Source organism: Desulfoglaeba alkanexedens ALDC (assembly GCF_005377625.1).
GTDB classification, from domain to species: domain Bacteria; phylum Desulfobacterota; class Syntrophobacteria; order Syntrophobacterales; family DSM-9756; genus Desulfoglaeba; species Desulfoglaeba alkanexedens.
Genome location: NZ_CP040098.1, coordinates 581,465 through 607,167 on the forward strand (window position 1 = coordinate 581,465; position 25,703 = coordinate 607,167).

The 25,703-nt window shown below is 60.2% G+C and carries 20 protein-coding genes; 11 read left to right on the plus strand and 9 right to left on the minus strand.

What is annotated here, in order from left to right; all coding sequences use genetic code 11:
* Window positions 1-61: 61 nt before the first annotated feature.
* The 5 genes from pssA to ilvB form a co-directional block, all read right to left on the minus strand.
* Window positions 62-904 (minus strand): CDP-diacylglycerol--serine O-phosphatidyltransferase, encoded by an 843-nt coding sequence (pssA, locus tag FDQ92_RS02900; protein ID WP_137423197.1) that lies wholly within the window; start codon window positions 902-904, stop codon window positions 62-64.
* Window positions 889-1,554 (minus strand): phosphatidylserine decarboxylase family protein, encoded by a 666-nt coding sequence (locus FDQ92_RS02905; protein WP_137423198.1) that lies wholly within the window; start codon window positions 1,552-1,554, stop codon window positions 889-891. Before FDQ92_RS02905 ends, pssA begins: the two co-directional genes overlap by 16 nt.
* A gap of 69 nt (window positions 1,555-1,623) precedes the next feature.
* Window positions 1,624-2,616 carry a ketol-acid reductoisomerase gene (gene ilvC / locus FDQ92_RS02910; RefSeq protein WP_137423199.1) on the minus strand — a complete coding sequence of 331 codons (993 nt, stop codon included), beginning with the start codon at window positions 2,614-2,616 and terminating at the stop codon, window positions 1,624-1,626.
* A 358-nt stretch (window positions 2,617-2,974) separates the two neighbouring features.
* Window positions 2,975-3,475, minus strand: coding sequence for an acetolactate synthase small subunit (gene ilvN / locus FDQ92_RS02915; RefSeq protein ID WP_137423200.1), 501 nt, complete (start codon window positions 3,473-3,475; stop codon window positions 2,975-2,977).
* A gap of 3 nt (window positions 3,476-3,478) precedes the next feature.
* Window positions 3,479-5,197, minus strand: a complete 1,719-nt coding sequence (ilvB, locus tag FDQ92_RS02920; protein WP_137423201.1) for a biosynthetic-type acetolactate synthase large subunit — start codon at window positions 5,195-5,197, stop codon at window positions 3,479-3,481.
* Between the two features lie 663 nt (window positions 5,198-5,860).
* On the opposite strand from ilvB, the gene FDQ92_RS02925 reads away from it, so the two are divergent.
* The 5 genes from FDQ92_RS02925 (at window position 5,861) to FDQ92_RS02950 (ending at window position 12,934) form a co-directional block, all read left to right on the plus strand.
* A complete protein-coding gene (locus FDQ92_RS02925) occupies window positions 5,861-9,670 on the plus strand; it encodes a PAS domain S-box protein (RefSeq protein ID WP_137423202.1) in 3,810 nt (1,269 codons plus the stop codon).
* 146 nt (window positions 9,671-9,816) lie between these two features.
* A complete protein-coding gene (gene mtgA, locus FDQ92_RS02930) occupies window positions 9,817-10,545 on the plus strand; it encodes a monofunctional biosynthetic peptidoglycan transglycosylase (protein ID WP_137423203.1) in 729 nt (242 codons plus the stop codon).
* A gap of 181 nt (window positions 10,546-10,726) precedes the next feature.
* The gene (locus FDQ92_RS02935) at window positions 10,727-11,017 is read left to right on the plus strand and encodes a sll1863 family stress response protein (RefSeq protein ID WP_137423204.1); all 291 of its coding nucleotides are present in this window, start codon (window positions 10,727-10,729) and stop codon (window positions 11,015-11,017) included.
* 103 nt (window positions 11,018-11,120) lie between these two features.
* Window positions 11,121-11,429: a ferritin family protein gene (locus FDQ92_RS02940; RefSeq protein WP_137423205.1), complete on the plus strand. Its 309-nt coding sequence runs from the start codon at window positions 11,121-11,123 to the stop codon at window positions 11,427-11,429.
* A gap of 632 nt (window positions 11,430-12,061) precedes the next feature.
* Window positions 12,062-12,934 (plus strand): TVP38/TMEM64 family protein, encoded by an 873-nt coding sequence (locus FDQ92_RS02950; RefSeq protein ID WP_137423207.1) that lies wholly within the window; start codon window positions 12,062-12,064, stop codon window positions 12,932-12,934.
* 397 nt (window positions 12,935-13,331) lie between these two features.
* Here the strand turns inward: FDQ92_RS02950 and FDQ92_RS02955 are convergent, their stop codons facing one another.
* Entirely contained in the window at window positions 13,332-14,837 is a 1,506-nt protein-coding gene (locus tag FDQ92_RS02955; protein WP_137423208.1) for a B12-binding domain-containing radical SAM protein, read from the minus strand.
* Window positions 14,838-15,181: 344 nt separating this feature from the next.
* Here FDQ92_RS02955 and FDQ92_RS02960 point away from each other — a divergent pair, with 344 nt between their 5' ends.
* Both FDQ92_RS02960 and FDQ92_RS02965 read left to right on the plus strand, forming a co-directional pair.
* A complete protein-coding gene (locus FDQ92_RS02960; RefSeq protein WP_137423209.1) occupies window positions 15,182-15,733 on the plus strand; it encodes a glycine cleavage system transcriptional repressor in 552 nt (183 codons plus the stop codon).
* Between the two features lie 52 nt (window positions 15,734-15,785).
* Complete coding sequence (locus FDQ92_RS02965; RefSeq protein ID WP_137423210.1) at window positions 15,786-17,159, plus strand: PFL family protein; 1,374 nt, start codon at window positions 15,786-15,788, stop codon at window positions 17,157-17,159.
* Between the two features lie 117 nt (window positions 17,160-17,276).
* Here FDQ92_RS02965 and FDQ92_RS02970 read toward each other — a convergent pair whose 3' ends face one another.
* The 3 genes from FDQ92_RS02970 to FDQ92_RS02980 all read right to left on the minus strand — a co-directional run bounded on the left by FDQ92_RS02970 (window position 17,277) and on the right by FDQ92_RS02980 (window position 20,650).
* On the minus strand, window positions 17,277-17,843 hold the full coding sequence (locus FDQ92_RS02970; protein ID WP_137423211.1) for a ComEA family DNA-binding protein: 567 nt from the start codon (window positions 17,841-17,843) through the stop codon (window positions 17,277-17,279).
* Between the two features lie 45 nt (window positions 17,844-17,888).
* On the minus strand, window positions 17,889-19,478 hold the full coding sequence (gene cimA, locus FDQ92_RS02975) for a citramalate synthase (protein WP_137423212.1): 1,590 nt from the start codon (window positions 19,476-19,478) through the stop codon (window positions 17,889-17,891).
* A gap of 146 nt (window positions 19,479-19,624) precedes the next feature.
* Window positions 19,625-20,650: an HD-GYP domain-containing protein gene (locus tag FDQ92_RS02980; RefSeq protein ID WP_170180153.1), complete on the minus strand. Its 1,026-nt coding sequence runs from the start codon at window positions 20,648-20,650 to the stop codon at window positions 19,625-19,627.
* Window positions 20,651-22,445: 1,795 nt separating this feature from the next.
* Here FDQ92_RS02980 and FDQ92_RS02985 point away from each other — a divergent pair.
* The 4 genes from FDQ92_RS02985 to FDQ92_RS03000 all read left to right on the plus strand — a co-directional run bounded on the left by FDQ92_RS02985 (window position 22,446) and on the right by FDQ92_RS03000 (window position 25,532).
* Complete coding sequence (locus FDQ92_RS02985) at window positions 22,446-23,285, plus strand: polysaccharide deacetylase family protein (RefSeq protein ID WP_137423214.1); 840 nt, start codon at window positions 22,446-22,448, stop codon at window positions 23,283-23,285.
* On the plus strand, window positions 23,282-24,631 hold the full coding sequence (locus tag FDQ92_RS02990; protein ID WP_246041813.1) for a radical SAM family protein: 1,350 nt from the start codon (window positions 23,282-23,284) through the stop codon (window positions 24,629-24,631). The genes FDQ92_RS02985 and FDQ92_RS02990 overlap by 4 nt, the downstream gene beginning before the upstream one ends.
* A 241-nt stretch (window positions 24,632-24,872) precedes the next feature.
* Window positions 24,873-25,118, plus strand: coding sequence for a hypothetical protein (locus FDQ92_RS02995; RefSeq protein ID WP_137423215.1), 246 nt, complete (start codon window positions 24,873-24,875; stop codon window positions 25,116-25,118).
* Window positions 25,119-25,172: 54 nt separating this feature from the next.
* Window positions 25,173-25,532: a DsrE family protein gene (locus FDQ92_RS03000; RefSeq protein WP_211341346.1), complete on the plus strand. Its 360-nt coding sequence runs from the start codon at window positions 25,173-25,175 to the stop codon at window positions 25,530-25,532.
* The last annotated feature ends 171 nt before the right edge of the window (window positions 25,533-25,703 follow it).

Below are 25,703 nucleotides of genomic sequence, written 5' to 3' on the forward strand. Positions count from 1 at the left end.
ACTGTGGGAAACTCGGCAAAGGATGAACAGGCGTGCAGACGACTGGCTGGACGAGCGGCTTTCACCGCACCCCGGTATCCTCCTTCGGCGTGCTCTCCCGAGGCACCGGCGCCTCTTTGTCCGCCTGCTTCCAGCTTCGGATGCGGTGCGCCGCCAGGCTCAGCGGTCCTGAAATGACGTAGGCGACAAGGAGCGAAAAAAGCATAATCCGGGGTTTGGCGGCCACTACGGACAGCAGCACCACCACCACAAACAGCGCCGGCAACGGCTTGCCCTTCACCACCTCCAGTTCCTTCATGCTGTTGTAGCGGATGTTGCTCACCATGAGAAAACCGAGGAGGTACGTCACCCCCAGCAGGATGGCGCTGGAACCGCTGAAATGCGGCCCCTTCCACTCGCAGAAAAAAAGGACCGTGGTGGCCACCATGCACGCCGCTCCCGGAATGGGTAGCCCAACGAAATACTTCTTGCTCACCGAATTGACCTGAACATTGAATCGAGCGAGCCGCAAGGCGCCGCAGGCCACGAAGACGAAGGCCGCCAGCCACCCGACTCGCCCGAAAGGCTTCAAAGCCCAAAGATAAAGGAGCAGCGCGGGGCCCACACCGAAGGCCACCAGATCCGCCAATGAATCGTATTCCACCCCGAAACGGCTCGTTGCGTTGGCGTAACGCGCCACCTTGCCATCCAAAATGTCGAACAGGCAGGAAACCAGGATGGCGATGGCCGCCGCCTGGTAATTCCCGCTGATGGTGCTCACGATCCCGTAAAAGCCGCTGAAAAGATTGGCTGTGGTGAAAAGGTTCGGAAGGATGTACGTCCCCCGATTGATTTCACCGTCGGCACGCCGCTTCGAACGCCGTCGTTTCCTGCTGGAACGGCTTTTGCTCATTTCATCCGACACAAGACACTCTCCCCGGCCGTCACTCGGTCTCCCTTGGAAACCAGAAGGTCGATCGTTTCAGGCACGTAGACGTCAAGTCGCGACCCGAGCCGGATGAGGCCGAACCGTTCGCCGCGCACCACGCGATCACCCACCGACGGCCAGCAGACAATTCTTCGAGCGATAAGGCCCGCCACCTGGGTGACCACCACGTCCTCCCCTGATTCTCCTCGGATCCAAATCCAGCTCTGCTCGTTCTCCCGATCCGCCTTTTCCGTGCTCGCAGCCCAGAACCGCCCTTTCCGGTAGTGCAGCCCCTCGATCACCCCCGATATGGGGATGCGGTTCACATGTACATTGAACACTGACATAAAAATGCTGACCTTCCAACAGGGGCTGCCGGTAAACTGCGGTTCCCGGGTCTTGTCGATCGCTATGACACGGCCGTCCGCCGGAGACAGCACCTCGGACGCTTCCGCGGTCACCACCCGCTCCGGATCGCGGAAAAAATAGAGCACCAGGAGTGTAAGGGCCAGGAAGAAAATCGTAGGGATCGCCCATCCTGACAGTGCGCAGGTGAACGTGATGAAAACCCCGGAAAGGATGAACGGCAGCCCTTCCCGGGCCACCGGAATGTGCGCCGCCTTCTGCCTGAAATCTTCATGCTTCAAGGGAATAACCTTCCGACCTTTGCGAGGACTCCCCGGGGTGTTCGGAAGAGCGCCCCCGTCCCATCCACCTCATTTGGCATCCAGAAACGGCATCATGGCCCGAAGCTTCTTTCCCACTTCTTCCACCAGGTGCGCCCGTTCCCTGGCCCTGAGAGCCCGGAACATGGGGCCTCCCGCTTGGTTTTCCAGGATCCATTCGCGGGCGAACGCGCCGGACTGGATCTCTTCCAGGATGGCCTTCATGGCCTTCCGCGTCTCTTCGGTCACCACGCGCCGTCCCCGCGTATAGTCCCCGTATTCGGCGGTGTCGCTGATGGAATAGCGCATGTATTCAAGGCCGCCCTGATAGATCAGGTCCACGATCAACTTCAGTTCGTGCATGCATTCGAAAAAGGCGATTTCCGGCTGGTAACCGGCTTCCACCAGCGTTTCGAATCCCGCCTTGATGAGTTCCGAAACCCCGCCGCAAAGCACCGCCTGTTCTCCGAAGAGATCCGTTTCCGTCTCTTCCTTGAACGTGGTCTCCATCACCCCGGCCCGCGTGGCGCCGATCCCCCTGGCATAGGCGAGAGCCGTCTGGAGGGCGTTCCCGCTGGCATCCTGCTGGACGGCCACCAGCGCCGGAACCCCGGCCCCGCGCGCGTATTCGCTCCGCACCAGGTGCCCCGGACCCTTGGGCGCCACCATCACCACATCCACTCCCGCAGGGGGGACAATCTGGCCGTAATGAATGTTGAACCCGTGGGAAAAAAGAAGCGTCTTCCCCGCTTTCATCGAAGAAGCTACGTCTTCACGGTAAAGCCGCGCCTGGATATGATCCGGTACAAGCAACTGGATCACGTCGGCCGCCTCCGCCGCCTTACGGGCGCTCACCGGCTGAAACCCGTCTTCCACGGCCCGCTCGAAATTGGGCGAACCCGGCCGCTGCCCGACGATCACCTCGATGCCGCTGTCGCGAAGGTTCTGAGCCTGAGCATGACCCTGGCTGCCATAACCGATGACCGCCACCTTCTTCCCCTGGAGCGCCCGCGCGTCCACATCTCCGTCATAGAAAATCCGCATCAACAGCCTCCTTCAGCGAAATTCAGCCCCCTTTTAAAATGAGTCCCCCTGATTTCAAACCCCAAATCGCAAATGCTGAATCGTGGCACGTCCACCCCCCTGCACCGTCTCGTGCGACCGCCTACCATGTCGCACGGCCGCCTATCGTCTCGTAGGGCCGCCGGGGTTTTCCGTTACCAGTTAGCAGCGGGCTTGCCCGCGACCCGTAAAACCGGCAATGCCCCCCTGACCCTGATCGCCGGCAGGCCGGCTCCTACAGGGCATCAGTCACTCCTTAAGTGCCGTTCGCGAACCGCCACTACGAGAAATAACAGACAGCCAATCCTCAGAAGGGTGAAGGGCGTTCTCAGACAGCCGCTCACCGCTTTTTGCTTCGCGCGAGCGCCGCCTTCCCCGTCCGCGCCATTTCGATGATCCCGATTTGACCCAGCAGTTCCAGGATGGCGCCGATCTTGCCGTCGTCGCCCGTGACTTCCACCGTGTAATGGTGCGGGCTCACGTCCACCACCTTGGCCCGGAAGATGTCCACGATCCGAAGCACTTCCGCCCGCGTCTGCTGCTCGGCGCGCACCTTGATGAGCGCCATTTCGCGCTCAACAAACTCCGTCTCGCGGAAGTCGATGACCTTGAGCACATTGATCAGCTTGTTCAACTGCTTGATGATCTGTTCCAAGATGTGCTGATCGCCCGTGGTCACCAGCGTGATCCGCGAAATACCCGGTTCATGAGTCACCGCCACCGTAAGGCACTCGATGTTGAACCCGCGGCCGCTGAAAAGCCCCGCCACGCGCGAAAGCACACCCGGCTGGTTTTCCACCAGCACCCCGATCGTATGTCTCGGCCCGTTTCTCTGCTCCATCGCTCACACCAGCAACATTTCTGAGATGTCTTTCCCCGCGGGAACCATGGGATAGACCCCCTCCTCCGGATTCACCATGAAATCGATCAGCACAGGTCTCGGAACGGAGAAAGCCTCCCGAAGGACCGGTTCCACTTCCGATTGCTTGACGGCGCGAAGGCCCACGGCCCCATAGGCTTCGGCCAGCTTGACGAAGTCCGGCGACTCGTCGAGGCAGGTGGCACAGTAGTTCCGCTCGTAGAAGAGTTCCTGCCATTGGCGCACCATCCCCAGGAAACGGTTGTTCAGGATGGCCACCTTAACGGGGAGATTATAGCATACGGCGGTCATCAGTTCCTGGATATTCATCTGGATGCTGCCGTCACCCGCGATATCGATCACCAGCCGGTCAGGGAAAGCCGCCTGCGCGCCAAGCGCGGCCGGCAATCCGTAGCCCATGGTGCCCAGTCCACCCGAGGTGAGCAGCGACCGGGGACGCGAGAAATGGTAGTACTGTGCCGTCCACATCTGGTTCTGGCCCACTTCCGTCGTGATGATCGTGTCTTCGCCGCACAGGTTGAAGATGGTTTCCACCACGTACTGCGGCTTGATTTCTTCACCTTCCTGCTTGTAGACCAGCGGGTACGTTTCCCGCCACTTGCCGATCTGCTCCAGCCACGGCATCCGCAGTTCGCCCACATTGGGAATCCCATCCGATTCCGCAAGCTCCAGGAGCTTTTGGAGCGCCTTCTTGCAGTCACCCACGATGGGCACGTGCACCGATACGTTCTTGCTGATACTCGTGGGATCCACGTCGATGTGGATAATCTTAGCGTTGGGCGCAAACCCGCTGATCTTTCCGGTCACCCGGTCGTCGAACCGGGCGCCCACCGCAAACAGGACGTCCGCGTCCTGGACCGCCATGTTGGCACGGAAGGTGCCATGCATGCCGAGCATCCCCAGCCACAGCGGGTGCGGCTTGCGTTCTCCCGAAGCGTCACGGACCACTGCGGGAAAGCTCCCAAGCCCCATGAGCGTGGTGGTGACGGGAGCCTGCAGCACCTCGGCGATCCTGGTAAGCTCACCGCCGGCTTCCGCCGAAATCACACCGCCTCCGGCATAGATCACCGGCCGTTTGGCGCTTTTGAGCAGGTTCCACGCCCTCGTGACCTGTCCCATGTGAGGATCCACCGTAGGCCGATAGCCCGGCAGGTTCACCTTCTTGGGATACCGGAATTCCGTGACGGCCTGGATCACGTCCTTCGGAAGGTCCACCAGCACCGGCCCCGGCCGTCCCGTCCGCGCCAGATAAAAGGCTTCCTTGATCACCCGCGCCAGATCGTTCACGTCCTTGACCAAATAGTTGTGCTTGGTGCAGGGTCGCGTGATCCCCACAATGTCCACTTCCTGGAAGGCGTCGTTGCCGATGAGCGCCGTCGGAACCTGCCCCGTGAACACCACCATGGGCACCGAATCCATGTACGCCGTTGCGATCCCCGTGACCGTGTTGGTCGCCCCCGGTCCCGACGTCACCAGGCACACGCCCACCCGGCCCGTAGCCCGCGCATAGCCGTCCGCCATATGAGCCGCTCCCTGCTCATGCCGTACCAGGATGTGCCGGATATCGTGCTTGGGCATTTCATGGTAGATGTCGATGACGGCCCCTCCCGGAAAGCCGAAGATGACTTCCACCCCTTCTTGTTTGAGACATTCGAAGAAGATCTGTGCCCCCGAAAGCTTCATGACTGACCTCGATGGTTCATGACCCCTGGATCCCATGTCGTCCGCAACATTCGCGGTTCCAGCCGGCGTAACGGTTGGAAGCAGGCGAACTTTTTTGTCCTTGCCGATCGTCACTAGATAGATTTTTTAGAATAGAGAAATTGAATAGCGCTGTCAATACGGCGAAATCGGCCTCAAATCGGACGGCCCCCTTCGACCGCTCCGAGAGGAACGCACATGCCTGGACAAGCCCTCACCTTGTTCCCAAGCTCCAGCTTGGGAACACAACTGTGCAGAAGCTCCAGCTTCGATTCCCATGAGGCCGTTAACAAGCCAGAGCTTGGGTGGGAACGAGGGGAATTGCGTTGCCCCGAAGGCTTGATTCTGTGTTCTCGGACAGCCTCCTAGGGGATTATTAGGACAATTGACTGTAAAGCCTGGGATCGTTTTGCGGCGTGAAAAGCCGACGGTTTGCCATTGCCAAACCAGCCGCAATTTTAGTATTGGAGTGTTTCCGAACTCTTCGAAGCATCACAACTCAACGGGACAAGACACACAACCCCCGCAGAACGCTTTGGATGCGGGGCACGTTCCGCGCCGCAAGTCCGCGCCGCCCCGCAGGAAGGCGCCTTTCGTGAAAAGACTGACGCCGCGTGGGTCGGAAGCACACTGGGAGATTTCAAGATGAACCGAAACGGAACCCGCCTGTTGCCCCTCTGGGTGAAACTCAGCTTCGCCTTGACGTTCCTTCTGCTGCTGGCCGGCGGGGCGTGGTTTTTCCGGGCGCACCACAAACAGCAGGAAAGCGAGGTGGCAGATTATCTCTGGTCCATCGCGCAGATCAAGGCCAAACAGATCGCCGACTGGCGCGCTGAAAAACTGGCCGATGCCGCGGTTCTAACGGAAAGGCACACCTTAATCTCCTCGGTGAAACGCTTCCTGTACGAGCCCTCCGAGGAGGAAGCAAGGGAGATCTCCAGGCGTCTACGACCCGTCGCCGTGCGGCATCATTTTGAAGACATCCTGCTGGTGGATGCGGCGAAGAAGGTGCGTTGGAGCCTCAACGATAAGCTGACGGATGCGCACCAGGGATATGCGGACACCCTGGAAGCCGCCATCTCTACAAGGGAACCCGTTTGGACGGAACTGCATACCGAACCCGGGTACCCGTTTCCGCATCTTTCGGTGGTCGCACCGCTTTACGACCCGCAAGCCGACTACGCTTTCATCGGAAGCCTGATCCTCATCAGCAACGCCAGCCAGTTTCTCTACCCCCTCATTCAGCCCTGGCCCACCCCCAGCCAGACGGCGGAAACCGTGCTGGTGCGCCGCGACGGTGACGATGTGCTCTTCCTCAACGAACTCCGCCATCGAAAGGACACGGCGCTCAAGCTCAGGATCCCGCTCACCCGAACAGACCTCCCCGCCGCCATGGCCGTAAACGGTGTGACGGGAGTCGTCCGGGGCAAAGACTACCGCGGCGTCGACGTGGTGGCGGCGATTCTTTCAATCCCGGACTCGCCTTGGGCCATGGTGGCCAAGATGGACGTATCCGAAGCCTTCGCCGAATGGCAGTTCCGGTCCCTCATGATCCTGGGACACATCCTGGGCGCCACCGCCCTCCTCGGCGTTATCGGCCTGGTCCTGCGACATCGCCTCCTGAAAGAGCATTACCGGAGGCTCTACCGTTCCGAATCCGCCCTCCGCGCCGCCATGGAACGCCACAGCATCACGCTGCAGTCCATTGGGGACGCGGTGATCGCGACGGACGCCGAGGGCCGGGTGGAATTCATGAACCCGGTAGCCGAAGCCATCACCGGCTGGAGCCACGAAGAGGCGTTGGGGAAACCCATTGAGGAAGTCTTTCGAATCATCAACGAAGAATCGCGAAAGACGGTGGAAAACCCGGTGACCCGGGTCATCCGGGAAGGCACCGTGGTGGGACTGGCCAACCATACGCTGCTCCTTTCCAGGAACGGCCGAGAAATCCCCATCGCCGACAGCGGCGCGCCCATCCGCGATGACCACGGGGAAATCATCGGGGTGGTCCTGGTTTTCCGGGACCAGAGCGAGGAGCGACTGGCCCGGCGACTGACCGAGATCCGCCTTTCCCTGATCGAGCATGCGGCGCACCATTCTCTGGACGACGTGTTGACCCGGGTGGTGGATGAGGCGGCGGCCCTCGCCGAAAGCCCCATCGGCTTCTACCACTTCGTGGGCCATGACCAGAAGACCCTTGCCCTGCAGCATTGGTCCACCCGAACCCTGGAGGAATTCTGCCGGACCCAGGGGCGGGGGATGCACTACGAGATCGACCAGGCCGGGGTCTGGGCGGAGTGCATCCACCAACGAAAGCCGGTGATTCACAACGACTACGGCTCACTTCCCCACAAAAGGGGGCTGCCGGAAGGCCATGTCCCGCTGGTAAGGGAACTGGTGGTGCCGGTGATGCGCGACGACCGGGTGGTCGCCGTCCTGGGAGTCGGAAACAAACCGACCGCATACACGGAAAAGGACGTGCTGATCGTTTCCCACGTCGCCGACATGAGCTGGGAAATCGTGAGCCACAAACTGGCGGACGAAGCGCTCGCCGAAAGCGAGGCCAGGACAAAGAGTATCCTCAGGGCGGCTCCCATAGGCATCGGCGTGGTGGCCGACCGGATTTTTCTGGACGTGAACGACCGGCTTTGTCAACTCACGGGCTACTCCAGGGACGAACTCATCGGACGGAGCGCGAGGATACTTTATGCGACCGATGATGAATTCGAATACATTGGCGCGGAGAAGTACCGGCAGATCCGGGAACACGGCACGGGAACCGTGGAAACTCGTTTCAAACGAAAGGACGGGACCATGGTCGATGTGCTACTGAGTTCCACCCCGCTTGAGCCGAAAAACCTTGCGGCCGGGGTTACTTTCGCGGCGCTCGACATCACCGAACGCAAGAAGGCCAACCAAGCGCTCGCCGAAAGCGAGAGCCGATTCCGCATCGCCTTCGCGTCGAGCCCCGACGCGATCACCATCATCCGCCTAAAAGACGGGCTGTACGTGGACGTTAACGAGGGGTTCACCACTGCCACCGGTTATACCCGCGAGGAGGCCGTAGGGAAGACCATAATGGAACTGAGCATCTGGCACGATCCCGCGGACCGGGACCGGCTGGTGGCCGCCCTGAGGCAAGACGGCCATTGCGAAAACCTGGAAGCGGTCTTCCAGATGAAGGACGGCAGCCTGGCCACGGGTCTCATGTCCGCGCGCATTATCCACCTCCAGGGCGTGCCGCACGTTCTCTCCATCACCCGGGACATCACCCGGCTCAAGGAAGCCGAAAAAGATCGAAAACGCCTGGAAGCACAACTCCTCCATGCCCATAAGATGGAATCCGTGGGACGCCTTGCCGGCGGTGTGGCGCACGACTTCAACAACATGCTGAACGTGATCCTGGGCCACACCGAAATGCTGCTCATGACCATGGAACCGAATGACCCTCACCGGGCTGGACTGAAAGAAATTGAGAAAGCCGCGCAGCGATCGGCGGACCTCACCCGGCAGCTCCTGGCCTTTGCACGCCGCCAGACTATCGCTCCGAGAGTCCTGGACCTCAACGACACCGTTGAAGGCATGCTCAAGATGCTCCGCAGGCTCATCGGAGAAGACATCGACCTGATCTGGGAACCCGGCTCGAACCTGTGGCCCGTCAAGATGGACCCGGCTCAGGTGGATCAAATCGTGGCCAACCTGTGCCTGAACGCCCGCGACGCCATCACGGGGCCGGGACAGGTCACCCTGGAAACCGAAAACGTGGTCCTGGATGAATCCTATTGCGCGGATCGCCTTGAATACGTCCCGGGGGATTACGTGATGCTGGCCGTGAGCGACAACGGCTGCGGCATGGACAAAGAGGTCCAGTCGCATCTTTTCGAGCCGTTTTTCACCACCAAGGAAGTGGGAAAGGGCACGGGCCTGGGATTGCCGACCGTCTACGGGATCGTCAAGCAGAACAACGGCCTTATCAACGTCTACAGCGAACCAGGAAAGGGGACCACGATCAAGCTCTACATTCCACGGCACGAAGGGGAAGTCCCCGGATCGACGGCGGTAGGGCCGGGGGAAATGCCCCGCAGTCGGGGCGAGACTCTCCTCCTGGTGGAAGACGAATCGGCGATCTTGAACCTGGGGAAAACCATGCTCGAAATCCTTGGCTATACCGTTATCGCAGTGGGCAGTCCGGAGGAAGCTCTGGAAGCCGCCGAAGAACACTCGGGGGTGATCCACCTTCTCATCACCGACGTGGTGATGCCCCAAATGACCGGAAAGGACCTGGCGGATCGACTCAAGATGAGCCGCCCGGAAATGAAGACGCTTTTCATGTCCGGCTACACGGCCAACGTGATCGCTCAGCACGGAGTTTTGAAACGAGGCGTCCATTTCATCCAGAAACCGTTTACGATGATGGGGCTCGCAACTCATGTGAGGGAGGCGTTGGATGCCTGAAGGCTTTTCCCCCGCCGAGGACCGCGGTCCGTTTGAAATACGGTTTGATCGAAATGGAACGTCAGCTCCCCGGGAGCGGGACGGTTTCCGGGAAAGAGGCGCCGCGGCGCTTGGAACCGCCCGCCCGGAGACGCTCACCCAGGATCATGAAACGAGCCTCAACGATTCCTCCGTTCGCACGGATCAGGAAAACCGCGCGCCTGGCAGTGAAACTTCTGCTGGGCGGCTTCGTCTTGACTTTCGCGTCGGTGCTCGCTTTGAAGTGGCTGCCGCCGCCTTTCACGGCCTTCATGGTACAGGAAAAACTGGCCGCCCTCTTGGGGGACGGACCCGACCGCACCATCCACTACGACTGGGTTCCCTTTGAGGGCATCTCGCCGCACGTGGCGCTGGCGGTGGTGGCTGCGGAAGACCAGAAATTTCCGGTCCATTACGGGTTCGACCTGGAATCCATCCAGAAAGCGCTGGAAGACCGGGACCAGGGAAAGCGGCTCCGCGGCGCCAGCACCATCACCCAGCAGGTCGCGAAAAACCTGTTTCTCTGGCCGGGGCGAAGTTACGTCCGTAAGGCGCTGGAAGCCTACTTCACGGTCCTTATCGAACTCTTGTGGCACAAGCGCCGGATCCTGGAAGTCTACCTGAACGTGGCACAGATGGGGGACCGGGTTTTCGGCGTGGGCGCGGCCGCAGCGGTCCATTTCAACACCACCCCCGATCGTCTGTCACCTCGGCAGGCGGCGCTGATCGCCGCGGTGCTTCCCAATCCCCGCCGTTTTTCCCCGGCCAAGCCGTCCCCGTATGTCCGGCGGAGGGCCGCCTGGATTCTTAAGCAGATGCGGCAGCTCGGCGGCGCGGACTATCTGGCCGATCTGTGACGGATGGGTGAAGATCCGGTGACCCGTCCCCTCGGGCTTGCGGTGCCGGCCGACATCAACTATGCTTTGCTGCCGGCGGACAAGGTCGTATAGTTGGAAAGAAGTGTTGTGCACGGTCTTCCGTTTTGTTCTTGCCATTGGTGATCTTCACATCAAGGTCGCATGGGGGAGGTGAACGTCCATGGAAACGAAAGAAGCTTACCGACAGAAGATCGAAACTCAATTGAAGGAATGGGCCGCCAAAATCGATCAGCTGAAGGCTCGGGCCGCCAAGTTGGAAGCGGAAGCAAAGATGGAGCTTTCCGAAGAGATCCGGAAACTGGAAACCAGGCGGGAAGCGCTGAAGGCCAAGGTGAAGGAATGGCAGGAGTCGAGCGGGGAGGCATGGGAAACGCTCAAAGCCGGAGTTGAAAAGGCCGCCGGCGAGCTGGGGGCGGCCATGGAAAAAGCGCTCGCCAGATTCAGGAAATGATGACCGAGGCACCGCCCGATCGGGCGGTGCTCCCCTCATCGACGGAAGCCATTTTGTCATTTATCGGTTCACTGGTCACTGACCTGACGAAAGGAGATGCGCCATGCCAGAATTCTCCAGTCCCTTCACCGTGAAAAAGAGCGACCGGAAGCTCACCCATGAAGAACTGGTGCGCGCGATCCGTTTCATGATCGCCGCCGAATACGAAGCCATCCAGCTGTACCAGCAAACCGCGGAAAGCACTGACAACAAGCTCGCCAAAGAGGTGCTCATTGACATCGCCAACGAAGAAAAGGAGCATGCGGGTGAGTTCTTGAGGCTGCTCAAGGAGCTGGAACCCGAGGAAGAGAGCTTTTACAAGAGCGGCACAGAGGAAGTGGAAGAGATGATCGCGAAGATGAAGAAGTCGTGAATGGTGGAGGGGGTGGAGCAGGATCAACCCAGGAGAAGGCAACCATCGAAACACGGTGGTCTCAACCGGCAGAAGACGTTCTCGAAGCTTTCCAGGTTCCGCGAGAAAAGGGCCTCAGCCCCCAGAAACTCGAAGCCCGGGGGCGGCGGTTCCCGCATTCGCTGAAGTTCTGGACGTTTCGTCGCCGACCCGCGAGGGCTGGCTGGTCATTTGGGCCATGAGTCTGTTTCCGCTCGCGGCGGGGCGGGTCTTCCGCCTTGTTCCCAAGCTCCACCATCCACCTTGTTCCCAAGCTCCAGCTTGGGAGCACAACTGTGCAGAAGCTCCAGCTTCGATTCCCATGAGGCCGCGATCCATGCGAACCCGCTACAAAATCCATAACAAAGGACCCGAACACCCCTACTTCGTCACATCTACTAACGTAGCGTGGATCCCGGTCTTCACCCACAAAGACCACTTCGAAATCCCGGCCGGCTCCCTTCAGTCCCCTCCCCTTAATCCCCTTCCACAAGGGGAGGGGATTGAGGGGAGGGGGAAAAGGGCATGCGGCTGTATGCATATGTGATCATGGAGAACCACATTCACCTCATCGCGAACAGCCGAGATTTATCAAAGGCCATCCAATCGTTCAAATGCTTTACAGCGAGGCGAAGCTGGAACTTCCCAGGCAAGCCCGCGGGCTGGAACCCCTGGAAGTCCGGCCGAAGCAGCAACCCCAACGGCTGGAGGAGTTCGTCCGGGAAACGGAGCTGGCCGACATGGAAAAACCCATGGAAATAGAGCGCCTGCTGGATCAGCTGCGTTCCACCGAAGATGCTGAAACAAAACCGCTGAGCCTCTGGAAACCTCTCGTGGTCCTGACAGCCCTCGTGGCCCTCGCCATCGCCTGGCGGTGGACGCCTCTCGCCGGCTGGATCAGCGTTGAGCAACTGCACCGCTGGGCGGAAACCGCCGAGCAGGCGGGTTGGACGCTCTGGGCCGTCCTGGCCGTTTACCTGATCGCCGGCCTGGTCATGCTTCCCGTGACGTTCCTGGTCGGTACCACGGCCATTGTGTTCGGACCCATGGAAAGCGTGCTGTATTCGCTGGCCGGATGTCTTTTGAGCGCCGCTTTGAGCTATGCCATCGGCCGAAGGCTGGGACGGGAAACGGTTCGAAAGGTTGCGGGAGGACGCCTGAACCGGCTCAGCAAACGCCTGGCCAAGCGAGGCGTCCTCACCGTGGTGCTTGTCCGTCTGGTGCCGGTAGCCCCCTTTTCCGTGGTCAACATGGTGGCCGGCGCATCGCACATCGCGTTTCGAGACTACCTGATCGGAACGGCCGTGGGCATGATCCCAGGCATCGTGCTGGTGACCCTTTTCTGCGATTCGCTGGCGGGTGTCATGAGGGAACCGCAGTGGCAGGACCTGGCGGTCGTCATCGGCATCGGGGCGCTCCTGGGTCTTGGAAGCGCCTGGGTCCGAAAAAGACTCACCAACCATTCACCAAGCGGTGAAGCCGATTGACCGATCCGACCTTTAAAGTCCTCTCACCGGGACAAGGCAACGCCCTGGGGGACCTGGAGACTGGAACCCCGCCCCCCGACCCATAAGCACTAAGTTGTTTTTGCCCGGAATCGACTGGAAAAAAACGAACATCGAACATCGAACATCGAATGGTGAATGGTGAATGGTGAATGGTGAATGGTGAATGGTGAATGGTGAATGGGAAAAGAAGAATTAATTAAGATTTTCGTTACGAGTATCAGAACGGCTCAAAAGAAAGGGAAACAGCCATTCAAGGTTCGACATCTGAGTCTTCACTGACCTGGTTTTTTCATTCGATGTTGAACGTTCGACGTTCGACGTTCATCTTTAAAAACAACCGCCTCGGATTCGGACGTTCCACCGCGTGGACGTCCACTCAGTCCCAACGATGCTCTTCGGCTTCTTTCACCCAGAAAAGCTTGCGGAAGTGGTAGCCGTAGACCAGCATGGTCACCACATCGGCGAAGGCTTCCCGGGAATGGAGGAGGGTTTCCTTGATCAGGCGCCAGTAGTATTTCCGGCTGGAACGGTTGTCCCGGATGCCCAGGTACCACACGGAGCGCAACAGCGTCAGGATGTCGTTTTTTTCGAGGGCGCTCTTGGCCCTGGGCCGATAGTCCCTGAGAAACGCGCGTATCCGCTGATAGTAGACTTCCGGGGAATAGATGGTGCTCATCACCCACCGGTAGCCGTTCACCAGGAACTCCCGATCCATCTTGGGGATGAAGTTGAGTGTCCCCTCGGTATCGGTGTTGTCTCCGGAAGTCTTGAAGAGCAGCCGCCCTTCCCGTTCCAGCCGCTTGTAAAGACGACTCTTGGGGACCGCGGTCAGGAGCCCGATCATGGCCGTGACCACCCCGGAACTCTGAATGAACTGAACCTGCCGCTGGAAGATGTCCGGTGGATCGTTGTCGAAGCCGATGATGAACCCGCCCATGACCGCCAGGCCGTGATTCTGAATGATCCGTACCGAATCCTCCAGGCTTCGCCCGAGATTCTGAAGCTTGCCGCATTCCTTGAGACTCTCAAGCGACGGGGTTTCCAAGCCCAGAAAAACCTTGTTGAATCCGGCGGCCACCATGAGCTCCATCAGTTCTTCGTCATCGGCCAGATCCACCGAAGCTTCCGTGAAAAAACTCAGGGGCTTTTTGAGGCTCTTCTGCCAGGCAATGATATCGGGCAGCAGGGACTTCACGTGTTTCTTGTTCCCAATGAAATTGTCGTCCACGATGAAGACCGATCCGCGCCAGCCCCGCTGGTAGAGAGCGTTCAACTCGCGGATGATCTGCTCATTGGTCTTTGTCCGGGGCACTCGGCCGTTCATCACGATGATGTCGCAGAATTCACAATTAAACGGGCATCCCCGGGAATACTGGATGCACATGCTGGCGTAGTCTCTGAACCGGATCAGGTCCCAGGCCGGAACCGGCGTGTCGTGAAGCGAAGGATGAAGGTCCGTGCTGTAACGCCGCTTCAGGCTCCCGGCCTCCAGGTCTCGGACAAGCTCCGGGAGGATACATTCGCCTTCCCCCTGGGCCACGCTGTCCAGTTCCGGGAAATCGTCCGCGTAACCGTTGAACAGCGGGCCTCCTCCAATGACGGTTCTGCCCAGAGCCTTGCACCGGCCGATAACCTCGCTGGCCGATCCTCGCTGGGCGATCATGGCGCTCACGAACACACAGTCGGCCCACAGGATGTCTTGATCCCGAAGAGGCCGGACGTTCATGTCCACCAGGCGCTTGGTCCAGTGATCGGGTAGCATGGCGGCCACGGTAAGGGCACCCAGCGGCGGAAAGGCGGCTTTCCGCTTAGCGATACGAAGCGCGTGCTTGAAGCTCCAGAAAGTCTCTGCCACTTCAGGATACACAAGAAGGATCTTCATGGCGACTCTCCTCTCTTCCGGAACGGGCCGGCTTCCATCGCGGGATTGAAAAGATCCACGATTGGCCGAGGCTCGCAGGGAATCCATAAGTGCATGCATTTTTGCGGATGCCGGGTCAGCTCCGGCATAACGAACGGGATCGGCTGAGAGGTCTCTGCGCACTCTCAAGGGTTGCTTCCCTCTCGGTTGACTTAAAACATGCCCCGCGAATCCTGTCCATTGAAAAGATTGACTTGCGGCTCACTCGAGGGTAGCCTATTCGTCTAGACCATGCTCTGAACCCGCTTTCCGCGGCGGTTCCCCGGCGCTTACGTCTAAAAAGAATTTTCCCGAGGTCGAATCCCATGAGCAAGGTCGTCATTTCCGTCATCGGCTCTGATCGCCCGGGTATCGTTGCCGCCGTCTCCCAGGTGCTCTTCCAGAACCGCTGTAACATCGAAGACGTGAGTCAGACCATCCTTCAAGCCGAATTCGCCGGCATTTTCATTGCCTCGATACCCTCGGATCTGGTTTTGGAGACCCTCTTGGCCGAGCTGCGCCGCCGTCTGGATCCCATGGGCCTCTCCGTGATCGCCAAGACGGTGAAAGCACAGAAAGCTTGGGCCCCGCCGCCCGGCGAACCGTTCGTCATCACCACCATCGGCCCGGACCGCCTGGGCCTGGTGGCCGGGATCACCGAAATCATGGCGCGATTCGACGTGAACATCACGTACCTCAAGGCGGCCTTCCGCGGGGGAGACGATCCGCACCGAAACATCATGATTTACGAAGTGGACATTCCCGCAACCATTGACCAGAGCGCCTTCCGGCAGGCGCTCCGCCGCCGCGCCGAAGACCTGGGGCTCGAACTGAGTCTTCAACACCGGGACATCTTCGAAGCCATTCACCGGGTATGAGCGAACGCCGCAGCGGCCGCAAAGACCCGGGAACCGGAAGGGAGACCCGTGCATGCTCACCGACCGTGAAGTCCTTTCAACGCTTGAGATGCTCAAGAGCGAACACCTGGATGTCCGAACGGTGACGCTCGGCATCAGCCTCTTCGACTGCGTCTCCGACGATTCCGGGCGCTTCCGTGAAAAGGCCGCTGCCAAGATCCACAGGCTGGCCCGAGACCTGGTGCCGGTCTGCAACGAAGTCGGAGACAGGTACGGGATTCCGGTGGTGAACAAGCGCATCGCCGTAAGCCCCATATCCAACGTGGCGTCGTCTTTCGCCGCAAAGGAACTGGTGGAAGCGGCCCGGACGCTGGATGCGGCGGCCAGGGACGTCCACGTGGATTTCATCGGAGGCTTCAGCGCCCTGGTGGAAAAGGGATTCACCCACGGGGACCTCACCCTGATCGAAGCCATCCCTGAGGCGCTCGCCGCCACCGAGCGGGTCTGCTCTTCGGTGAACGTGGCGTCGACCCGGGCCGGCATCAACATGGACGCGGTCTATCTCATGGGCCAGACCATCAGGCAGGCGGCGGAACTCACCGCCGAAGCGGACGGCATCGCCTGTGCCAAACTCTGCGTTTTCGCCAATATTCCTTCGGACATTCCCTTCATGGCGGGAGCCTACCTGGGCGTGGGCGAACCGGAGGCGGTCATCAACGTGGGGGTGAGCGGCCCCGGCGTGGTTAAGAAGGCCATTGACCGGGCGCTTTCAGCCAACCCCGGGCAGGACCTGGGAAAACTCTCGGAAATCATCAAGCGGACGGCTTTCAAGGTGACGCGGGTGGGCGAGCTCATCGGCCGGGAAGTGGCCCATCGCCTGGGGGTGCCTTTCGGAGTGGTGGACCTGTCGTTGGCCCCGACCCCCAACGTGGGCGACAGCGTGGGGGAAATCTTCCAGAGCCTGGGGCTCAAGAGTATCGGCGTTCCCGGATCGACCGCGCTCCTGGCACTCCTGAACGACGCGGTCAAGAAAGGCGGCGCTTTCGCCAGTTCCTACGTGGGCGGCCTCAGCGGGGCGTTCATCCCCGTGAGCGAAGACCTGAACATCTCTGAAGCGGCACGCCGGGGCTTCCTGTCTCTCGAGAAACTGGAAGCCATGACCAGCGTCTGTTCAGTCGGCCTGGACATGGTCGCCCTCCCCGGCGATATCACCGCGGAAACCCTCGCGGCCATCATCGCGGACGAGATGGCCATCGGCGTCATCAACCGCAAAACCACCGCCACCCGGCTCATACCGGTTCCCGGGAAGCGGGCGGGCGACAAGGCCTTCTTCGGAGGACTGTTGGGCGAAGCCACCATCGTCGCCGTGCCCAGCAACGGAGCCTCCAGCGGGTTCATCCGGCTGGGGGGCCGTATCCCCGCACCCATTCACAGCCTCAACAATTGAAGATACGGGGGAAGACTTCGCGGAGACAACGCACCGCACCCCGGATCCCAGAGCGGAAAACCGGCGGCGGCATGATGCCGCCCACTCCCGGAACCTCGATGCTCCTCCGGCACTCCGTCAACCCCCCTCGCCCACTTCGAGAAAATTTCGAAAGGCGGAAGCCGTCCGAGGCCCGATCCCATGGATCTCCTCAAGATCCTCCACACGGCCCCAAGGCCTCTCCCGGCGCCTGCCGACAATGGCCGCCGCCCATTCCTCTTTCATCTTCGGAATCCACTGGAGGTCTTCTTCGGAAGCGCGGTTGAGGTCGAGTTTTCCGCCCAGGAGCAGCCGTGCCCGGGCACCCAGAGGTTCCAAATGGACCGACCGGAGACCGGAGGGGGTTTCTTTCAGTCGCAGACCCCACCCATCGCTCAACACCCGCTCCAAGAAGCCCCCGGGCAAGGCCTCCAGGAAAGCTCCATCGACTTCCGCGCTCTCCAACACGTCTCCCACCGAAACCCCCTCCCCGCGAAATACCCTGACCCCGGGGCGTTCCACATCGCCCGAAAGGGCCGTCACCGTCACGGGAGTCTCCACAGGGCGGCCTTGGGACTCCAGCCACTCGGCCGCGATCAAGGCCAGGATCCCCGCAAGGATCAGCAAGGCACCGACCTCGATTCGCGAAATCTCCGCGGAAGACACGGCTCCACACCTCCGGCCGGAGGAACGGTTCCAGACTTGGGCGGCCTAGGACTCCCCGTTCAGGCCCTTTTCGTCCTTGTACATCTTGTAGTTCACGCTGTCGACCAGAGCCTGCCAGCTCGCTTCCAGGATGTCGTGAGACACTCCCACCGTCCCCCAGTGGCCCCTGGGGTCGTGGGATTCGATGAGCACCCGGACCCGCGAGGCCGTCCCGTCACGGCCGGGCAGGACCCGTACCTTGTAGTCGCTCAGTTCCATTTCGCGAAGCTCAGGATAAAACTTCTCCAAGGCCTTCCGGAGCGCGTTATCGAGAGCGTTTACGGGCCCGAGGCCGAGCGCCGCCGTATGCTCCACCTGCCCGCCCACCCGAACCCGGATGGTCGCCTCCGAAACCGGCTCGTCATCTTCACTCAATTTCTGATCCACCACCCGAAAACCGATGAGCTCAAAATATCGCTTGCTGCTGCCCATGGCCTTGTTGATGAGCAGCTCCAAGCTCGCTTCCGCCGCTTCAAACTGGAACCCTTCGTGTTCCATCTGCTTGATTTCATTGAGCACTTCCAAGGCCACGGGATCCGACGACGACAGGTTGATGCCGAACTCCTCGGCCTTGCGCTTGATGGTCGCCCGCCCAGAGAGGTCCGAAACCAGGAACCGACGTCGGTTGCCAACCAGCGAAGGATCGATGTGTTCGTACGTCCGGGGATTCCGCTCCACCGCACTGATGTGCACCCCGCCCTTGTGAGCGAAGGCGCTGCGGCCCACGTAGGGCTGGTAACGGTTGGGCGGAACGTTGGCCAGTTCCAGGATAAAACGGCTCGTTTCCCGCAGTTTTTGCAGTTTCTCCGGAGGAACACAGGGCACGTTCATCTTCAGGCAAAGGTTGGCGATGATGGAACACAGGTTGGCGTTCCCGCACCGCTCCCCTACTCCGTTGAAGGTACCCTGCACCTGGACGGCCCCCATCTCGACGGCGGCGAGCGAATTGGCCACGGCCAGGTCCGCATCGTTGTGAGCGTGGATACCCAGCGGCATCCCCGGAAATCGTTCCTTGACCACCGCCATGATCTCGCGGATGGCGCCGGGGAGGTTTCCTCCGTTGGTATCGCACAGGACGAGGCATTCCGCCCCGCCTTCCACCGCCTTCTCCAGAGTAGCCAGGGCGTAATCGCGGTCGGCGCGAAAGCCGTCGAAGAAGTGTTCCGCATCGTAGAAGAGCGTCTTCGCTTGAGGCCGCAGGTACGCGAGACTGTCCCGAATGATCTCCAGGTTCCGCTCCAAGGTGGTGTGCAGCGCATCCTTCACGTGAACGGTCCAGCTCTTTCCGAAGATCGTCACCACGGGGGTCTGGGCTTTCAGAAGTTCCTTCAGGTTGGCATCGTTGACAGGCGTCTTCATCGGATGATGGGTGGCCCCGAAAGCGGCGATTTGCGCCTGCTTGAACTGGTAGTTCCGTATCTCTTCAAAAAATCCCCGGTCCTTGGGATTCGATCCGGGCCACCCCCCTTCAATGTAATGAATCCCGAACTCGTCAAGCTTCAACGCTATCCGGATCTTGTCGGAAAGGGAAAGATTGAAATCCTCCGCCTGCGTTCCATCACGCAGCGTCGTGTCGTAGATTTTGACTTCCTGCATGGACCTCTCCAAAGTCGCGATGGGGAAAGGGTTTGAGGCGACCACAGTAAGGTATGGTTTCATGCCGCGGGACGGGAGCCCCGCAGCGCGACAGGCGGCGGTCTTCCGCAGCCGCCGCGTGAATACAGGTCATCGGCGACCGTGTTTTATGATCCCAGAAACTGCACGAATTTGTAAAGAAATTTTGCGTCGAAGGAGGCCATCATCTGGTCCTGCATGAGCTTGAGGGCCTTGAAGGGAGAGATGGCGCTTTTGTACGGGCGGCGCGTGGTGAGGGCGTCGAAGCAGTCCACGATATGGGCGACCCGGGCGTATGGGTGGATGCTTTCCCCGCTGAGCCCCTCCGGATAGCCGTTGCCGTCCATAGATTCGTGATGCCGCAGCACGATTTCCAGGACCGATTCCGTGACCTCCGCCAGCCCCTGCAGCTGGTCATGGCCCAGCTTGGGATGTTCCTTGATCTTTTCAAATTCCTGGGCGGTAAGCGACGCAGGCTTCAGGAGAATGCGGTCGTCGATCCAGATCTTTCCGATATCGTGGAGGAGCCCGCCCTTACCGAGCTCGGCGGTTTCCGTTTCGTCCCAGCCCAAGTACGCGGCGAAGGCCATGCCGAGCAGGCAGACCTGGACGGAATGGGTGTAGGTCTGGTAATCCTTTGAGAAAACCGCATAAAGCATTCTCGCCGTCACGGAATCGCGCTGCAGGTGCCGTGCCGCCTGTTCCGTCCAGCGGGAAACGTCCTGAAGCGTTTCCAAGTCGTGTGGTTGAGAAAAGATCCGGCTCACCAGGAGTTCCGCCTGGCCGTAGAGCATCCCGCTCTTTTCTTCACCGCTCATCTCCGATGAATCGAGCCGATTCTCCACGAACTCTTCCATGTACGCAGTGAGTTCGTGGTAGTCCGCTTCCTCCACGTAAAGAACGGTAACCTGCCGCACACGCAGCGTTTCCCACCATTGCTCGGAATAGAACTGCCCGCGGTCGAACACCTTGACGAACTTCGGAACCGCTTCACCCTTGACCAGGATCGGCAGGTGGAATTCACAGGGAAGACGGATCCCCGGCCACAGGTGCGCGACCTTGACAGGAATATAGCCCCTTGCCGCTTCACCAAGGTTTCCGTTGAAGGGACGTGACGACGCCTGCCTCAGGTTGAGCAACGGTCCTTCTCGCACGTCATGACCACTCCCGGCCGATGGTTCCCACCAACCGCTCCACCCGGGCATCCGGGGATTGCGGCAAACCCTCTCATATCGTGAAGTGATACTTCAATCGTCATTCTCGGCCGGAATCTTGAACGCTTTAAGGAAAAACGCCGCCCGCTTTTCTCAGAGGGTGCAGATCTTTTGCTTCTTGTTCCCAAGCTCCAGCTTGGGAACACAACTGTGCAGAAGCTCCAGCTTCGGTGAGGCCGTTCCAAAGCTGGAGCTTGGGAACGAGGGGAATTCTATTTCCCCTCCCCTTGTGGGAGGGGATTAAGGGGAGGGCAATGTAACTGATTGACATACGTTAATTTTCTCACCCTCACCCCAACCCTCTCCCATCAAGGGAGAGGGGGATTTTTTGACCTTGTTCCCAAGCTCCACCATCCACCTTGTTCCCAAGCTGGAGCTTGGGAACGAGGGGAAACGGAGCTGACCCGCTTGCTGCTTCAGGGCCATCTGGATCTACCTCAGAGGGTCCACTCTGGGTGTCGTTCTAAAAGATCTGCACCCTTTTTTAAATGTTACGCCTTTGCGGCACCCGCGCCCACCATGGCGTAACCTCGTTCACATGGAAAAATGCGCGGTTCTGTTGGAAGCTACAGGCTCCTCCGGTATCCGACGAAACGGAAACGCTTTTCCCATCCCCTGGAAGCCGCCCACCTTTTTGAAACTCCACCCCCGGAAGCTTGGCGTTCACAGCCCCGCCGTCGGCTCTCTAAGAAGCTGTCTAAGAACACCCTTCACTCTTCTGGGGATGGAGTGTCCCTTTTTTCGCGTAGGGGCGGTTTGCGAACGGCGCTGCGACTCATGCCCTGGAAGGGCTCAGCGGCGCTGCGCCCCTACTTGCCGGCGACCAGGGTCAACGCGGCATTGCCGGTTTTACGGGTCGCGGGCAAGCCCGCTCCTACCGATAACGAAACACCGGCCGATAACGGAACACCGGGGCGATCCCCTGTAGGAGCCGGCTTGCCGGCGACCCCGATCGCTGTAGGAGCCCCGCCCTCGGGCCGATGGGGCGGGGCGGGGCATTGGTGCATATGCATTAAGCTAAGCGCATGACGCCACAATCAGGTGGTCGACAACCTGGGAGCGCGGGCGTCCCGCCCGCAACTCTTAGGCCCCATGCGTCCACTGCGGGCGAGACGCCCGCGCTCCCAGGGCCGGACTCCTCGTGGCCGCTCCCTTGCGGCCACGGCCGCTCCTACAGGAATAAGGTATCTCAGGCCGCAAATAGCATGAGCTTGTTTTTGGACAAGCTTTTAGGGTCCAGTGCCGTGCGATGTGATCTGGAAGCGGAAGGAACCCAACCGCAGTGCTGAAAGAAAGGATCCATCGGGAGCCAGGATCGCCGGCTGCCATCTTCGATCGGGTTGGGGTTTCCGTCCCCGCCGCGTCACGTGGAATCGCCGAATCGACGTTGCGGACTCTTGACGAGACGAGACGGTCTCTTGTATGGTGACCGGGTTTTGAGGGGTTTCCAATACCGTTCGAGCCTCACATACCAAAATCGGCCGTTCGAGCGAACGGTTATCGTTGTATCCGCCCTATTTTCATCACTTGGAGGCTTTCCGACAAGGGCATTGTTCCCTCCGTGGAAGGGCAAGGCCGGGCAATGGAGCAACGGCCGGCCTCCCGCCCTTATCCGCAGGGAGTGTTCCGGAACAGACTCCTGAAGAAGGACGGAGTCGGCGCTGGGCACCTCGGGACTTGCCGGCGCGCCGTTCTTTGCCCGTCGGGCCCGCACCCGTTGAGGAGCCACGCAGCGTTGAAGAAGATCGATTCCTTACGCCCGGACTTGCCGTCACACTATCGGCCGCGCCATTTTTCGGCCCTTTGGCGGCAGCCGCTCGCCGGCTGGCGCGAAAAGCTCCGCGAAATCACGGAGGCCGGCCGAGGGACCGGTCACCCGGCCGTCTACTTTCGCGCCGACGACGTGGGGGCTGGAGGCCGGGCCTTCAATGTGCTCTGCGGCATCTTCCGGCAGTTCCAGGTTCCCATCGCCATGGCGGTGGTTCCCGCCTGGTTGAGCTCGGCGCGCATCCAACAACTCTTCGCCATGGCTCCACTCGGCGAAGAACTCTGGGGGTGGCACCAGCACGGCTGGAGGCACGTCAACTGGCAGCGGGCAGGAAAGAAGTCGGAATTCGGGGAGCAGCGCCCGTTCGAAAAACAGTGGCGCGACATCTGGCAGGGGCAATTGAAGATGAAAGACATCTTCGGAGAAAAGGCCCTTCCGGTATTCACGCCCCCCTGGAACCGCCTTTCCGCGGCGACCGTCAAGATCCTCCAGGAACTCAGCTTTTCGGCCGTTTCCACAACCGACCCCTTACCAAGGAACGTAAAACCGGCACCGTCTTTCAAGAACATCCGGGTTCACCTGGACCTCCACACCCGGAAGAGCTCGGATCCCGGAGAAGACTACGCACGGCTACTCGCCGAATTGGCGGCGCTCATCGCCAGGAAGGAACCGTTCGGCATCATGGTGCACCATCAGCGGATGACCCTTTTCGCCTTCGAGTTCCTCGAGGAACTTCTCCGGATACTTCAAAACGATCTGAACTCCAGGTTCCTCGCCTTCGAGCAGTTGCTTCAAGAGGAAGGTTGAAGCGAAAGCCCGTGCGACGAAACACCACTCGAACCACAGCCCCCTGCCGCAGTCCCCTTCTTCTTTACGCCGACGAAAAGGGGAGGATCCTGGAACACCCTCGTCTTGAAGCAACGGGGGCGGACGCCGGCCGATGGTGCAGGCCCAGCGTGGCCGACTGGATTCCACTGCCCGAAGGCAGCGAAGTCTTTCGACTCCCCATGCGCCTGCCCGTGGGCTTCGATCGGCGGAAGAAGCGGTTCGAAGTGCTTTCCAGGGATCCTTACGATCCGAGACGAAGCGTAAATGCGGTCGCCGCTTTCGTGGCTCCCGCCCACACGCAGCTTCATTCGGCGGCTTACCAGACCCTTCCTGGAGCGCCCGTTTTGCCTCTTTTCGCGTATACGGCCGTAGGGTGGATGGACGGCGGCTTCGTCACCACGGCCCTGCGTGTGGACCCGGATCGCCGCCAGGATTTTACCACCTTCGATCTTGAGGCGGTCCAAGAAAACGCCCGGAGGCGCCTCGCCGGCGAGTCGCACAATCGACTGATACCGCATCTGGCGAAATGCGCTCTCACCTACGCCTGCCCGGCCGCCCGAAACCTTTTCCTGAACCGGTGGGAAGCCCCGCTTCCCACGTCCCCGGCCTGTAACGCCCGCTGCCTCGGCTGTATCAGCCTCCAGGAAACCGGTGAGATCCCTGCCTCGCAGGAACGGATCCGCTTTGTACCGACCCCGGAAGAAATCGCCGCCGTGGCCGTGCCGCACCTCAAAACGGCTCCTCGGGCCGTGGTGAGCTTCGGGCAAGGCTGTGAAGGAGAACCGCTGCTCCAAGGTGACACGCTGCGGGAGGCCGTCCGCATCATGCGGCGGGAAACCGGCCGGGGGACCATCAACTGCAACACCAACGGGAGCCTTCCGGACGTGGTGAGCCGCCTGGTCGGAGCGGGACTCGACAGCATCCGAGTCAGCATCAATTCCTGCCGCCCCCGCTATTACAATGCATACTACAATCCACGAGGCTACCGCTTCGACGATCTCAAGCGTTCGATCCAGGCTGTCAAGGCGGCTGGCGGTTTCGCTTCCCTCAACTACTTCGTTCTTCCAGGATTCTCCGACGAAGCATCCGAAGCGGCCGCTCTTTTCGACTTCGTTCGGGAAACCGGCGTCGACTTGATCCAGATGCGGAACTTCAACATCGATCCGGAATGGCTCCTCGAGGCCATCGGGCATCGTCGCGAAGGAAAGGTCATCGGGGTCCGGCGCCTGATGCAGCGCCTCCAAGACGAATTTCCCGGACTCCGGCTGGGCTACTTCAACCCCTGCCTGGATCCCGATGCCGGATCGATCCTCACCCACCCGTGATTCCGCACGCGGCGGCGACGCGGGCACGTTGCCGGGCTTTCACCCCGTGACAGGACATAGGGGTTGAAGATCGCTAAGTACAGCTCCCCAAAATAGAGTGTTCTTTGTGAGATCTTAAAATTCTCTGGAAGTTCCACCTTGTTCCCAAGCTCCACCATCCCCTTCACCTTGTTCCCAAGCTCCAGCTTGGGAACACAACTGTGCAGAACCTCCAGCTTCGGTTGCCATAAGGCCGCGACTCATGCGAATCCGCTACAAAATCCATAACAAAGAACCCAAACACCCCCTACTTCGTCACATCGACTATCGTAGCGTGGATCCCGCGGTCCTCACCCACAATGACCACTTCGAGATCCTGGCTGACTCCCTGGAAAGAGAGCACGTTTCAGCTGTACCGGGTGGGAAGCCGGAGCTTCCCGGGCAGGCCGTTCCCAAGCTGGAGCTTGGGAACGAGGCTAAAAACGGAATCCAGAAGGTTTGCCCCTGATTATTGAGATGTTACAACTTGACCCGTTAACCCTTTCGAAACAGGAGGTCTGCCGTGGAACAAACCCGAACGTCCCCGTCCGATAGACTCGTCGTGCTCTGGACTACAACCGACCGCGAAACGGCGTTCAACATGGTCTTCATGTACACCCGAAATTCGAAACTCCGCGGCTGGTGGGACCCGGTGCGGCTCATCATCTGGGGCCCTTCGGCCAAACTGACGGCCACTGACCCGGAAATCGCGGATCATCTGGCACAAATGCAGAAAGACGGCGTGGAAGTCTGGGCTTGCAAGGCCTGCGCCGACCGTTACGGGGTCTCGGAGCAGCTGGAAAAACAGGGCATCCAGGTGCTCTACGTGGGTGCCCCGTTTACGGAAATGCTCAAGGAAGGCTGGAAGAGCCTCACGGTTTGACCGCCTCCGACTTCCATATCCCCATGGCGTTTCACCGCTCGGGCGGAAATCGGCCGAGCCCTTGGGTCCGGCCGCATTCCACCTTGACCCGCCCGGGGAGCTTTGCTACAACCCTGCGCGGCCGGGAATGCGGAAGGCTCAGCGCAACCTCGCCACACCCGCCGCGATGAC